14 protein-coding genes and 1 pseudogene are annotated in these 13,002 nt (G+C 69.0%); 8 read left to right on the top strand and 7 right to left on the bottom strand.

Going from position 1 to position 13,002, the window contains the following annotated elements; translation table 11 throughout:
• Nucleotides 1-38 precede the first annotated feature (38 nt).
• Together BN973_RS05515 and BN973_RS05510 are read left to right on the top strand one after the other, a co-directional pair.
• Nucleotides 39-602 (top strand): sigma-70 family RNA polymerase sigma factor, encoded by a 564-nt coding sequence (locus tag BN973_RS05515; protein WP_036466480.1) that lies wholly within the window; start codon nt 39-41, stop codon nt 600-602.
• Nucleotides 599-1,300, top strand: coding sequence for an anti-sigma factor (locus tag BN973_RS05510; protein ID WP_036466479.1), 702 nt, complete (start codon nt 599-601; stop codon nt 1,298-1,300). The genes BN973_RS05515 and BN973_RS05510 overlap by 4 nt, the downstream gene beginning before the upstream one ends.
• Here the strand turns inward: BN973_RS05510 and BN973_RS05505 are convergent.
• Together BN973_RS05505 and BN973_RS05500 are read right to left on the bottom strand one after the other, a co-directional pair.
• Nucleotides 1,297-2,142, bottom strand: a complete 846-nt coding sequence (locus tag BN973_RS05505) for a hypothetical protein (protein ID WP_036466478.1) — start codon at nt 2,140-2,142, stop codon at nt 1,297-1,299. The genes BN973_RS05510 and BN973_RS05505 overlap by 4 nt on opposite strands.
• A 9-nt stretch (nt 2,143-2,151) precedes the next feature.
• The gene (locus tag BN973_RS05500) at nt 2,152-2,667 is read right to left on the bottom strand and encodes a mycothiol transferase (RefSeq protein WP_036466477.1); all 516 of its coding nucleotides are present in this window, start codon (nt 2,665-2,667) and stop codon (nt 2,152-2,154) included.
• Between the two features lie 162 nt (nt 2,668-2,829).
• Between BN973_RS05500 and BN973_RS05495 the strand changes: the two genes are divergently transcribed.
• The 4 genes and pseudogenes from BN973_RS05495 (at nt 2,830) to BN973_RS05480 (ending at nt 6,453) form a co-directional block, all read left to right on the top strand.
• Entirely contained in the window at nt 2,830-4,572 is a 1,743-nt protein-coding gene (locus BN973_RS05495) for an N-acyl-D-amino-acid deacylase family protein (protein ID WP_036466475.1), read from the top strand.
• 38 nt (nt 4,573-4,610) lie between these two features.
• Nucleotides 4,611-5,151, top strand: a pseudogene (locus tag BN973_RS32160) (PPE family protein); the annotation flags it as partial.
• Between the two features lie 324 nt (nt 5,152-5,475).
• Complete coding sequence (locus BN973_RS05485) at nt 5,476-5,874, top strand: hypothetical protein (protein WP_036466473.1); 399 nt, start codon at nt 5,476-5,478, stop codon at nt 5,872-5,874.
• A gap of 18 nt (nt 5,875-5,892) precedes the next feature.
• Entirely contained in the window at nt 5,893-6,453 is a 561-nt protein-coding gene (locus tag BN973_RS05480; RefSeq protein ID WP_036466472.1) for a carboxymuconolactone decarboxylase family protein, read from the top strand.
• On the opposite strand, the gene BN973_RS05475 is transcribed toward BN973_RS05480, so the two are convergent.
• Together BN973_RS05475 and BN973_RS05470 are read right to left on the bottom strand one after the other, a co-directional pair.
• Nucleotides 6,442-7,266 (bottom strand): SDR family NAD(P)-dependent oxidoreductase, encoded by an 825-nt coding sequence (locus tag BN973_RS05475; RefSeq protein ID WP_036466471.1) that lies wholly within the window; start codon nt 7,264-7,266, stop codon nt 6,442-6,444. The two genes, BN973_RS05480 and BN973_RS05475, sit on opposite strands and share 12 nt — an antisense overlap.
• 10 nt (nt 7,267-7,276) lie before the next feature.
• Nucleotides 7,277-8,128: an endonuclease domain-containing protein gene (locus BN973_RS05470; RefSeq protein ID WP_232232178.1), complete on the bottom strand. Its 852-nt coding sequence runs from the start codon at nt 8,126-8,128 to the stop codon at nt 7,277-7,279.
• A 162-nt stretch (nt 8,129-8,290) separates the two neighbouring features.
• Here BN973_RS05470 and BN973_RS05465 point away from each other — a divergent pair, with 162 nt between their 5' ends.
• Nucleotides 8,291-8,665, top strand: coding sequence for a hypothetical protein (locus tag BN973_RS05465; RefSeq protein ID WP_036466470.1), 375 nt, complete (start codon nt 8,291-8,293; stop codon nt 8,663-8,665).
• Between the two features lie 58 nt (nt 8,666-8,723).
• Here the strand turns inward: BN973_RS05465 and groL are convergent, their stop codons facing one another.
• Both groL and BN973_RS05455 read right to left on the bottom strand, forming a co-directional pair.
• Nucleotides 8,724-10,349 (bottom strand): chaperonin GroEL, encoded by a 1,626-nt coding sequence (gene groL / locus BN973_RS05460; protein WP_036466469.1) that lies wholly within the window; start codon nt 10,347-10,349, stop codon nt 8,724-8,726.
• Nucleotides 10,350-10,650: 301 nt separating this feature from the next.
• Entirely contained in the window at nt 10,651-11,217 is a 567-nt protein-coding gene (locus BN973_RS05455; RefSeq protein ID WP_036472070.1) for a TetR/AcrR family transcriptional regulator, read from the bottom strand.
• 102 nt (nt 11,218-11,319) lie between these two features.
• Here BN973_RS05455 and BN973_RS05450 point away from each other — a divergent pair, with 102 nt between their 5' ends.
• Complete coding sequence (locus tag BN973_RS05450) at nt 11,320-12,231, top strand: SDR family NAD(P)-dependent oxidoreductase (RefSeq protein ID WP_036466468.1); 912 nt, start codon at nt 11,320-11,322, stop codon at nt 12,229-12,231.
• A gap of 55 nt (nt 12,232-12,286) precedes the next feature.
• Here the strand turns inward: BN973_RS05450 and BN973_RS05445 are convergent, their stop codons facing one another.
• Nucleotides 12,287-12,979 carry a M24 family metallopeptidase gene (locus tag BN973_RS05445; RefSeq protein ID WP_036466467.1) on the bottom strand — a complete coding sequence of 231 codons (693 nt, stop codon included), beginning with the start codon at nt 12,977-12,979 and terminating at the stop codon, nt 12,287-12,289.
• Between the last annotated feature and the right edge of the window lie 23 nt (nt 12,980-13,002).

The following is a 13,002-nucleotide window of genomic DNA, read 5'->3' as shown; positions in this document are numbered from 1 at the left end:
CCGCTGCGGCCGGGTGGGGAGCGATAGGCTACCTGACAATGACCGGACTGCCGCAGCTGAGCAGCGACCTGGATGAGTTGCTGCGTCAGGTCGCGCGTGGAGACACCCAGGCTTTCGCCGCCGTCTACGACCTGACGAAGAGCCGGGTGTTCGGGCTGGTGATCCGGGTGCTGCGCGATGCCGGCTACAGCGAGGAAACCACCCAGGAGATCTATCTCGAGGTGTGGCGGTCGGCGTCGGACTACGACCCGTCCCGCGGCTCCGCGCTGTCCTGGCTGCTGACCATGGCGCATCGGCGAGCCATCGACCGGGTGCGCGCCGAGCAGGCCGGCAGCCGCCGCGAATCGCGCTACGGCGCGGCCAACGTCGACACCGACCACGACGTGGTCGCCGACTCGGCGATCGCCGGAGACGAGCGCCGACGGGTGGCCGATTGCCTCGGCGGGCTGACCGACGCGCAGCGCCAATGCATCGAGCTGGCCTACTACGGCGGGCTGACGTACACCGAAGTGGCGCAACGTTTGGCCGCCAATCTGTCGACGATCAAATCGCGGATTCGCGACGCGCTGCGCGGTCTGCGCAATTGCTTGGACGTGCCATGACCGCGCCCAATGACTTCGAGCTGCTCGAGCTGGCCACGCCGTATGCGCTGCACGCGGTGTCCGACGCCGAGCGCGTCGACATCGACCGGCAGGTCGCGGCCGCCCCGGCGTCGGTCGCGTCGGCCTTCGCCGACGAAGTCCGCGCCGTGCGCGAGACGATGGCCGTCGTCTCCGCCTCGACCGCCGCCGAACCGCCGGCACAGCTGCGGGCCGCCGTGCTGGCGGTGGCCGCTTCGAGCCCGCCGAAGCGCCAAAATCGTTGGCGCACTACCGCATTGATATCGGTCGCGGCAGCGATCGTGGCCGGCCTGACGGCGTTCGGCGTGCAGACGCTGTTGCGCCCGGCGCCGACGCAATCGGTCGCCGAGCAGGTGATCGCGGCCCCGGATGTGCGGACGGTCTCGCGCCCGCTGGCCAATGGGACGGCCACGGTGGTGTTCTCCCGCGACCGCGACGCCGGGGTGCTGGTGATGAACAACGTGCCGCCGCCGAGTCCGGGCACCGTCTACCAGATGTGGTTGATCGACGCCAAGGGCCCGACGTCGGCGGGCACGATGAGCACCGCGGCCGTCTCGCCGTCGACGACGGCGACGCTGACCAACCTCGGAAAGTCGACGGCGCTGGCCTTCACCGTCGAACCGGGCGCGGGCTCGCCGCAGCCGACCAGCCCGATCTTGGCCACCCTGCCGCTGAGCTAAGCCTTCTTGACCAGGCCGCCCAGCACCGCGACGATCACACCGAAAACCACCAGCCCCGCCCCGGCGGCCAACGTCAGGTTCAGCCACTCCCGCATACCGGCCTCGGCGCTGTGCACCATCACGTCGGCGATCTGGCGGATGTCACCGGTAGTGCGGTTGAGCCCGTCGTTGACGTAGCGGGCCCCGACCTCGATGCCGACCCATCCGGCCGCCCCGACCAGCAGCGCCGAAACACCCAGACCGGTCAGCGCCTTGCCGCGGCGCCGGGCGGCGAGCAGCGTCAGCAGTGCGAACAGCCCGCACACCGCTACCGCGCCCAGGCTCGCCCACTTGCCCCAGGCGCCGACCCGGCTCAGCTCCCCCTGCCGCAGCGAGTGCGGCATCGACGACGTCAGCGGAACGGTCAGCGTGGTGGGCACCTTGACGTCGTACTCGCTCAAGATCGGCTGGAACGCACTGTCGTTGAGCATCGGGGCCACGTCGACCGCCCAGGGATCGCCGGAGCCCGCGGCGGAGAACAGCCAGCGGTGCGCGGCCCGATTGGCCGTCGCGAACAGCGGCGGGAACGACGGCCCGGCGGTGAACGCGGCGGCCGCGTCGTGCACGTGCGCGCTGTCGACCGGATAGCCTGCGCCGCCGTGCTCGGCGATCAGCGTCCGCGTCCGGGTGGTGAGTTCACCGGCCATCGCCGACTGCAGGGCGGGATCCCCCGCCGCCTTCCGGGCCAACGCGGCGTAGCCGTTCTCGTCGACGAGATTGAGCTGTGCCCAGGCCGCGGGAACCGCCACCGCCAGCGCGACCGTGGTGGCGAGCCACAGTACGAGCGTCGCGAGAAATCGCACCCGCCCAATCTACGGCGCGATCCCCCGCACATATGCCGCTTGCCCGAGGTGCTGGGCGCAATCGTCGATGATGCTCACCAACCGGGCGCTGGCCGTCACGGGCGGATCCCAGTTGGTGTCGACGACGCGGGTCAGCTCGTCGGCGGTGACGCCGGCGATGTACTCGCACGACAGCTGGTGCACCGCGTGGTAGTAGCCGGACAGCAGATCGGCGGGCGCGCGCACCTTCGCGACGTCCGCGGCGCTGTGGCCGTAGCCGGTGTCACGGCGCGGCAGGTCCAGCCCGAAACGATCCACCCAGCCGTCGCGGGTCCAGACCTCCTCGACACCGGCGACGTGGGCCAGCTGAATGTCCTGTACCCGGGCGCTGTGCCAGATCAGCCAGGCGATGGTGTTGGCGTCCGGGGTGGGTCGGTAGTCGGCGAGTTCATCGGTCAGTCCGTCGGTGAGCTCGTCGACGTGTTCGATCAACCGGGTGAACGCGTCGCGGAGCAACTCGCGGGCGGCGGCGTCGGCATCTGACATACCCACGACACTACGAGCCGGCTTCGTGGCCGTACCGCCCAGGACGCCCGGCGCCGCGTCGCAGAACTGCGGCGATTTCGGGTGATCGGCGCAGTTGACACCGATGTGGTCAATCGCGAAATGATCGTGGCACGACTACGGGCACGGTCGTAGATTGATTAGGTGATCTACGACCTCCTCATCCGCAATGGCACCATCGTCGACGGGCTGGGGGGTGAGCCGTACGTCGGCGACGTCGGGGTGGCCGGCGGCGTCATCACGGCCGTCAGGCCACAGAAAGACTCCGTGAACGGCGATACCGCCGAGCGCGAGATCGACGCCACCGGCCTGCTGGTCACGCCGGGCTTCGTCGACCTGCACACCCACTACGACGGCCAGTCCATCTGGTCGGAGCGCCTTACCCCGTCCTCCGCGCACGGGGTGACCACCGTCGTGATGGGCAACTGCGGTGTCGGGTTCGCACCGTGCCGTCAGGAAGACCACGACGTGCTCGTCGACGTGATGGCCGGGGTCGAAGACATCCCCGGTGTGGTGATGACCGACGGCCTGCCGTGGAGCTGGGAGACCTTCCCCGAATACCTCGACGCGCTGGAAGCCGGCAAGCGTGACATCGACGTGGCCGCCTACCTTCCGCACTCACCGCTGCGGGTCTACGTGATGGGGCAGCGCGGCGCGGACCGCGAACCGGCCACCGCCGACGACCTGGCCAAGATGCGGGCGCTGGCCAAGGAGGCCATCGAGGTCGGCGCGCTGGGCTTCGCGTCGTCGCGGTTGACCATCCACAAGACCGAAAGCGGTTCGCCCATACCGAGTTACGACGCCGCCCGGGAGGAGATCGAGGAGATCGCCAAGGGCGTGGTCGACGGCGGCGGCGGGCTGCTGCAATTCGTGCCCGACATTCCGGCCGGTGGCTATCAGCCGGTGCTGCAGACAGTGTTCGACGTCGCCGAGGAGGTCGGGCTGCCGGTCACCTTCACGCTCGTCGTCGCCAACGCCGGCGACCCCACCTGGCCCGACGCGATCAACATGGTCGAGAAGGCCAATGCCGCGGGCGGTGACATCACCGCGCAACTGCTGCCGCGCCCGATCGGGCTGATCATCGGGCTGCAACTGACCGCCAACCCGTTCGTGCTGTACCCGAGCTATCAGGAGATCGCGCACCTGCCGCTGGCCGAGCGGGTCGCCGAGATGCGCAAGCCCGAGGTCCGCGCCCGCATCCTGGCCGACAAGCCGGGCCAGGGCCACCCGATCCTCTACGTCGCGCAGATGTGGGACTGGATCTTCCCGCTGGGCGAGAACCCCAACTACGAGCCGGACCCGGCGGACAGCATCGGCGCCCGGGCCAGGGCCCGCGGGGTGAACCCGATGGAGGAGGCCTACGACCGGCTGCTCGACGACGACGGCCGCGCCATGCTGCTGGTTGCGACCAGCAACATGGAGCGCAACTCGCTGAACACCGTCGGCGAGCTACTGCACCGCGACGATGTGGTGCTCGGCCTCGGCGACGGCGGCGCCCACTACGGGATGATCTGCGACGCCAGCTATTCCACGTTCTTCCTGTCGCACTGGGCCCGGGACCGGGCGTCCGGGCGCTTCTCGGTGCCCGAAGCCGTCCGCGAGCTGACGTCGGTGCCGGCGCGGGTCGCCGGGCTGGCCGATCGGGGCCGAATCGCGGTCGGGTACAAGGCCGATCTCAACGTGATCGACCACGCCGCGCTGCGTCTGCACAAGCCGGTGATCACCTACGACCTACCCGCCGGCGGGCGTCGCCTGGACCAGACCGCGGACGGATATGTGGCCACGATCGTGTCCGGTGAAGTGATCGCCGAAAACGGCAAACCCACCGACGCGCGTCCCGGCAAGCTGGTCCGCGGCCGCCAACCAGCGCCCGCACCCACGCCATAACGCCACGAAGAACGGCCTGTCCCGGTTAAGTTATTGCAGTGACGAGCCCGCATTTTGCGTGGTTGCCGCCAGAGATCAATTCGGCCCTCCTTTACGCCGGTCCTGGATCGGCGCCGCTGCATGCTGCCGCGGAAGCCTGGGATGGGCTTGCCGAGAACCTCTCCTCGTCCGCATCCTCGTTCTTCTCCGTGGCCTCGGATCTGGCCAACGGTTTCTGGCAGGGCCCCTCGGCGACGGCGATGCTGGCCGTCGCGACCCAATACGTCAGCTGGCTCAAGGCGGCGGCGGCCCAGGCGGAGGCGACGTCGAGCCAGGCGTCGGCCATCGCGGGCGCGTTCGAGACGGCGCTGTCGGCCACGGTGCAGCCGGCGGTGGTCAACGCCAATCGCGCCCTGGTGCGGGCGCTGGCGTCGCAGAACCATCTGGGGCAGAACGCTCCGACGATCATGGACATCGAGTCCGCCTACGAGCAGATGTGGGCGACGGACGTGGCGGCGATGTCGGGGTATCACGCCGACGCGTCCGCGGCCGCCGAGCAGCTCGCACCCTGGCAGCAGGTCATGCAAAACCTCGGTGTGCAATTCGACAACGGCGACCTGATTTTCGGGCCCCACTCGGGCACCGGGAACTTGGCGCACCACATCAACACACTCGCCAGCATCGATCACACCGGCGGTCACGTCGGGTCCTGGCTGACCGACGCCCCCGGCACCGGGTTCACCCATGCCGTCACGAGCGGCCCATCGGACCTCGGCACGAGCCTGCTCAACTCACCGACCGCCGGCACCGGCTTCAACCCGGGAACCGCCAACCTGAGCCTGCTCAACGATCTGGGCTCGGGCTCCATACCGACGGATCTGGCGGCGGACTGACGGCCCGCCCGCGACGCCTATCCTCGAGAGCATGCGAACAAAGAAGAGGGTGGACCTGGACCGGCTGGCCGCCGCGCTGTCCGACTTCCCGTTCGCGTACCTGATCACCGTCGACGACGGATACCGGGTGCACACCGTGACGGTCGAACCGCGGCTGCGCGACGGGGCCGTCCTCGACGTCGGGCTGATCGGCGGGCGCACCCGCGAAAACCTGGCCCGGCGCGCCGATGTCACCCTGCTGTGGCCGCCGCGCGAGCCGGGCGGCTATTCGCTGATCGTCGACGGCCGCGCCGAAGTCACCGAGTCCGATTCGGAGACAGTCCGGTTGGATGTGGTGCCGACCCGCGCGCTGCTGCACCGCGACGCCGACCCCGCCGCCGCGGCCAACGGCACCCTGCACGACTGCGTGGTGTTCTCGCTGCCGGCCTGACCTCGTACAGTCATTCCCATGAGCCGCGTCGCGCCGCTAGCCCCACCGTGGAGCGAGGAAGATGCCGCCAGCATCAACAGCTGGGGTCACCCGGACCGCTCCTATGAGCCACTGCTGCTGGTGCGCTGCCTGCAGCGCCATCCGGCGCTGGCCAGCCGACTGCGCAAGCTTGGTGAATCCCTTTACATCGCAGCGCTTTTGCCGCCCCGGACCCGGACCATCGCGATCCTGCGCATCTGCGCCCTGGTCGGCTGCGAGTACGAGTGGGGCGGGCAGGCCGCGTTCTGGGGCCCGATCGCGGGGGTCAGCGACGACGAGTGCGACGCGCTGGTGACCGGCGGTGCGGATGACCCGCGGTGGAGCCCGGGCGAGCGGACGCTGATCGAGGCGGTCGACGAGCTGGAGCGCACCGGCTCGTGGTCGGAGGCGACGTGGGCGGCGCTGGGCCGCGATCTCGACGACGAGCAGCGCATCGAATTGCTCACGGCCGTCGGCTGGTATCGCACGATCTGCACGCTGTGCAACGCGCTCGCGCTTCCGGCCGAGGGCTGGATGCGACCCTGGCCCCTAGGACGCTGAACGGTCTTTCTGCAGACCCGGATGCTGCTTTTTCAGTAGCGGCAGCAGCAGCCGTCGCGGCATGAACTGAAACAGCCGGGTGCTGACTTGGCTTGGCAGCCCGGGGATCACGCTTCCGCGATCGCCGTCGAGCGCGTCGATTCCGGTGCGCGCCACCTCTCCGGCGGGCAGCCACATGAACTTCGGGAACGCGTCGGCGAATTTCCGCTCGTCCATGCCGGCGTTCTTGAGGAACTCGGTGCGCACCGGCCCGGGGTTCAGCAGCGCGACGGTGACGCCGGTGCCGGCGAGTTCGCCACGCAGTCCCTCGGTGTAGGTGATCACGAACGCCTTGGTGGCGGCGTAGCCGACCTGGCCCGGGAACGGGTAGTAGCCGGCGGTGGATCCGACGTTGAGGATCGCGCCGCGCCCGCGGGGCACCATCTGCTGGACCGCGCGCGTGGACAGGTCGATGACGGCTTCGACGTTGACCCGCACCTGGGCGATCTCGTCGTCGACCGGCACGTCGGTCACCGGCCCGATGGTGCCGATGCCGGCGTTGTTGACCAGGATCTCGGCCGTCAGTCCGCGGCGCTCGACCTCGTCGAAAAGGCCGGCGCGAGCAGCGGAATCCGCGACGTCGCAACCGATCACCTCGACGCGGACCCGGCTCGCGAGTTCGTCGGCCAGCTGGCGCAGCCTGTCCTCGCGGCGCGCTACCAGGGTGACGCCGTGCCCACGATCGGCGAGCTCGCGGGCGAGGGCGGCGCCGATGCCCGACGACGCACCGGTGACGACGGCGGTGCCGGTGGGTGAGGGAGTCGGAAGAGCCATTGCGTAAACCCTAGGACGTCGAGCGTGGGCCCCAGGTACGGGGCCGGCCGTCACTTCGTCCATAGGCCCCACGCTCGCGGAGCTTGTCCCTCACGCGCTGGACGACCGCCTCGGGCCGGCGGGACAACATCTCCGCGCTGACTCTGATCACGGCCCAGCCGGCCGCTTCCAGCAGGGCGATCCGCTCGATGTCCCACGACCGTTGATAACGGTCTTCCCAGTGCTGAAGGCCGTCGTACTCCACGGCGACCTTCCACTCACGCCACCCCATGTCGACGCGGATGTGCAGATCGGGGAACTCGATCTGTGTTTCCGGCTTCCGGAGTCCCGCCCTTACCAGGAGCAGCCGAACCCTCGTCTCCTGCGGAGACTCCGCTCCGCCGTCGACCGACTCCAGCGCGGCCCTCAGCCGCCGAACGCCACGTCTTCCCGGGCGGCGATCGGCCAGGGCGATGACGTCTGCGGGCTTGATACCCGTCGCGTTGAGCAACGCGTCGAGGATCGGAATCGCGTTGGCGATTGGCATGCCGCAACCGATGTCGTACGCCGCTCGGGCCGCGGTAGTAACTCGCATTCCCCTGATCGTGCACACCTCGTCATCGGTCAGCTGGTAACTGTGCACCACGATGCCTGGCTGACCGTGCCGATCGGGCCGCACGATCTCTGCGGGGGCGGCTGCGTCGAGCCACTTCGTGCCGAGCACGGCGGCAGCGGATAGACCAGCCAACGTCGCACCCGTCGACAGCCACGCCGCGCGAGCTTTCCTGGCGGCAGTCAGTTCGACCTCCCGGCCGATGTATACGTCCCGGAACACCGCTCGATACCGGGTGCGCAATTGACTTCGGGTGACGCGACCATGCATCAGCGCCTGACTGCCGCGAAAGGGAACGTCCTGCATGTCGGCATGTTCGGTGTCCGGGCCGACCACAGGGCCCGTGGCCAACCCGCCGAGCGTGGGCCCTGTGCACGCATTTCGGGGTGTGGAAGTACCTAGGCCCCACGTTCGCCGTCGTATCCTCGCGGCATGAGCGTGAAAGTGGATCTGGATCAACTGGCCGGCGCGCTGGCCGACTTCACGTTCGCGTATCTGATCACCTTCGGCGACGGCCGGCACGCGCACGCCGTGGCGGTGGACCCGATGCTGATCGACGGTGTGTTCGAGGTGGGCTCCATCGGCAACAGCACGCGCAACAACATCGCGCGCCATGACGGCGTCACGCTGGTCTGGCCGCCGCGCGAACCCGGCGGCTACTCGCTGATCGTCGACGGCACCGGCCGCACCGGCGACGACGCGCTGCAGGTGGTGCCGAGTCGCGCGGTCCTGCACCGCAAGGCGACCCCGCAGACCGTGACCAAGCCCGGCTGCAAGGACGACTGCTTGCGTCTCGAGCAGTCCTGACACACGAAAAAGCCCGGCCCACTGGGGTTTCCAGGGACCGGGCTTTTTCGTAGCGGACTTAGAAGTCCATACCGCCCATGCCACCGGTCGGGTCGCCGACGGGGGCGGCGGCCTTCTCCGGCTTGTCGGCAACGACGGCCTCGGTGGTCAGGAACAGCCCCGCGATGGACGCCGCGTTCTGCAGCGCCGAACGGGTCACCTTGACCGGGTCGGCAACGCCGGCCTGCAGCAGGTCCTCGTACTCACCGGTGGCGGCGTTCAGGCCGGTGCCGGCCTTCGCGTTGCGCACCTTCTCGGCGACAACGCCGGGCTCCAGCCCGGAGTTGAAGGCGATCTGCTTCAGCGGAGCCTCGAGCGCCACGCGCACGATGTTGGCACCGGTGGCCTCGTCGCCCTTGAGCTTGAGCTCCTCGAGCGCCGGGGCTGCCTGCAGCAGGGCTACGCCACCACCGGCGACGATGCCCTCCTCGACGGCGGCCTTGGCGTTGCGCACCGCGTCCTCGATACGGTGCTTGCGCTCCTTGAGCTCCACCTCGGTGGCAGCGCCGGCCTTGATCACCGCAACACCGCCGGCCAGCTTGGCCAGGCGCTCCTGCAGCTTCTCGCGGTCGTAGTCGGAGTCGCTGTTCTCGATCTCGGCGCGGATCTGGGCCACCCGGCCGGCGATGGCGTCGGTGTCACCGGCGCCCTCGACGATGGTGGTCTCATCCTTGGTGATGACGACCTTGCGGGCCTTACCGAGCAGCGAGATGTCGGCGGTCTCCAGGGACAGGCCGACCTCTTCGCTGATGACCTGACCACCGGTGAGGATGGCCATGTCCTGCAGCATCGCCTTGCGGCGGTCACCGAAGCCGGGGGCCTTGACCGCCACCGACTTGAAGGTGCCGCGGATCTTGTTCACGACCAGGGTGCTCAACGCCTCGCCCTCGACGTCCTCGGCGATGATCAGCAGCGGCTTGCCGCCCTGGATGACCTTCTCCAGCAGCGGGAGCAGGTCCTTGACGGTCGACACCTTGGAGCTGACCAGCAGGATGTAGGGGTCCTCCAGGACCGCTTCCTGACGCTCGGCGTCGGTGACGAAGTAGCCCGAGATGTAACCCTTGTCGAACCGCATACCCTCGGTGAGCTCGAGCTGCAGGCCGAAGGTGTTGGACTCCTCGACGGTGATGACGCCCTCGTTGCCGACCTTGTCCATCGCCTCGGCGATCAGGTCACCGATCGACTGGTCGCCCGCGGAGATGCCCGCGGTCGCCGCGATCTGCTCCTTGGTCTCGACGTCCTTGGCCGACTTCAGCAGGGTCTCGGTGATCTTCTCGACGGCCTTCTCGATGCCGCGCTTGAGGCCCAGCGGGTTGGCGCCGGCCGCGACGTTGCGCAGACCCTCCTTGACGAGCGCCTGAGCCAGCACCGTGGCCGTCGTCGTGCCGTCACCGGCGACGTCGTCGGTCTTCTTGGCGACTTCCTTGACCAGCTCGGCGCCGATCTTCTCGTACGGGTCCTCCAGCTCGATCTCCTTGGCGATGGACACACCATCGTTGGTGATCGTGGGGGCGCCCCACTTCTTCTCCAGGACGACGTTGCGGCCCTTGGGACCCAGCGTCACCTTTACCGCGTCGGCGAGGCTGTTCAGACCCCGCTCGAGGCCGCGACGGGCCTCTTCGTCGTACGCAATTGTCTTGGCCATTGCGAAGTGATTCCTCCGGATTGGGAATGAAACTGAGGTCACCGGATGGCGACGACCCAGTTACTTACGCTGGCCGGGCGCAGTGCCCGCGACGGACGACCAGAGCTGGCCTCACCGTCCCGACCTAGCACTCACACGCTGCGAGTGCCAACGTCATTCTTAGCACTCGCCTATGCCGAGTGCAAGAACGGGGGCGGCCGCTACCGGGGCGCCCGCCGCCCGCGTTCGGCGCCGAGCGTGAAGCTGACCGCACGTTCGGCGCCGAGCGTGAAGCTGGCCGCACGTTCGAGCGGGCCCGCCGCTATCGCTCAGCGCGTAAACCGTCGACGACGACGTTGGTAACCCGCTCGGCCAACTCGGCGTTGTAGGCCTCCATCGCCTGGCATCCGACCAGGATCGTCTTGACCTCGCGCACGCCGATGTCCGGCCGGGCGGTACCCGCCCGCTGCGCGGCACGCAGCAACTCGTCGAGCACCGCCAGGAAGGCGTCCTCGGCATCGGGTGCGGCGGCGGCGATGTCGATGCCGAATCCGGCCAGGGCGTCGACCAGGCCGCGGTCCGCCGCGCCCCACTGCAGCACCAGGGAACGCAGGTAGGCGAACAGCGCCTCGCCGGGTCCGGCGGATTCCAGCAGGGCATGCCCCTCGTCGACCAGGTGCTGCATGCGGTCCTCGATCACCGCCTGAAACAGCGCCTCCTTGGTCGGGAAGTGCCGATAGACGGTGCCGGCCCCGACTCCGGCTCGCCGGGCGATCTCGTCGATGGGCACCGACAGGCCCTCGGCCGCGAAGGTGTCATAGGCGACTTCCAGCACCCGCGCCCGGTTGCGCGCCGCGTCGGCCCGCAGCCGACGTTCGGGCTGTGCCATCTGTTCACCACCCATCGGTTGACAAAGCGGGGCGCACGTTCCGTATAGTTGCAAATCAACCGGAGCGATCGCCCCGTTTAATGTACTAGTAAGGAGTTTGCCATGGCCAAGTGGACAGCTGCGGACATTCCCGACCAGAAGGGCCGCGTCGCCGTCATCACCGGAGCCAACACCGGCCTGGGCTACGAAACCGCTGCCGCGCTCGCCGAGCGGGGCGCCCACGTGGTGCTGGCGGTGCGCAATCTCGACAAGGGCAAGGACGCCGCCGCACGCATCACCGCCCAGAGTCCGCACGCCGACGTCGCGCTGGCCGAACTCGACCTGACGTCGCTGGCGTCGGTCCGGGCCGCCGCCGAGGAGCTGCGTTCCGAGCACGACCGCATCGACCTGCTGATCAACAACGCGGGGGTGATGTGGACGCCGAAGTCGACCACCGCCGACGGCTTCGAGTTGCAGTTCGGCACGAACCACCTCGGCCACTTCGCCTTCACCGGCCTGCTGCTGGACCGGCTGCTGCCGGTCGCCGGCTCCCGGATCGTGACGGTCAGCAGCATCGGCCACCGCATCCGCGCCGACATTCACTTCGACGACCTGCAATGGGAGCGCAGCTACAACCGGGTCGCGGCCTACGGGCAGGCCAAGCTGGCCAACCTGCTGTTCACTTACGAACTGCAGCGACGGCTGGCACCGCGCGGGACGACGATCGCCGTGGCCGCCCACCCCGGCGGCTCCCGCACCGAGCTGACCCGCAATCTGCCGCCGCTGCTCAGCCGGATCACGCCGCTGGTCGAGCCGCTCTTCCAGGGAGCCGACATGGGTGCACTCCCGACGCTGCGCGCGGCCACCGACCCCGGGGTGCTCGGCGGGCAGTACTACGGCCCCGACGGATTCGGCGAGCAGCGCGGCTACCCCAAGATCGTGTCGTCCAGCGACAAGTCGCACGACCTCGGGGTGCAGCGCCGGTTGTGGGCGGTCTCCGAGGACCTCACCGGAGTGATCTACCCCGTCGACTGAGCCAGATGGTGCCGACCCGCTACGCCCGGCGCATGCGCCGGGCTTGCGATCGGAATTACGGCAGATCGAGCAGCTGCTCGTAGAAGCCGCCAAAACCACGCGGGCGGTCGACCAGATGGATCTCCAGGATCCAGTGGCACGGCCGCCCGCCGGCGTCTTCGCGCCGCAGGGGTTTGCGCGAGCCGGGCCTGATGTACCACTGGGCGCCGTCGCCGGAGATCTTCTTGTGCGGAAACTCGCCGACCAGGTGACCGGCGATCGGGCTGCCCCACTCGAAACCCTCGGCGCGCGCGACGTCGACGACATGGTTGTACAGCTCGGCGCCGGTGACGCAGGCGTGCGCGTCGAAGTAATCCCGCCCGGCCTGCCACACCCGCGGAAGTGCTTCGCGGACAGCGGTTTTGGCCGGATCATCGCCCAGCACGAAGGTGCGCCCGAAGTCGGCCTCCCACTCCTCGAAGATCGGCCCCAGGTCGAGGAACGCGATGTCGTCGGCGGCGATCACCCGGTCCGGCGGATGCTCCTTGAAGGGCAGCAAGGTGTTCTCACCGGCGCGCACGATCCGCCGGTGCCAATGCCGGGTCACGCCGAACATCTCGGCGGCCAGGTCGCGGATCTCGTCGGATAGCGCCTGCTCTCCGACGCCGGGGCGGATCATCGCGCGCCGTTCGATCTCGTCGAACAGTTGCGCCGCCTTGGCCTGGGCGTCCACCAGACGCGCTACTCGCACGTCTTCCGGGAACTCCACCCACGCGATGCTAACTGGCAGGC

This window comes from Mycobacterium triplex (assembly GCF_000689255.1).
Classification (GTDB): Bacteria; Actinomycetota; Actinomycetes; order Mycobacteriales; family Mycobacteriaceae; genus Mycobacterium; species Mycobacterium triplex.
The sequence above is the reverse complement of the archived record's forward strand: the minus strand, read 5'-3'. Positions and strand labels throughout refer to the sequence as shown.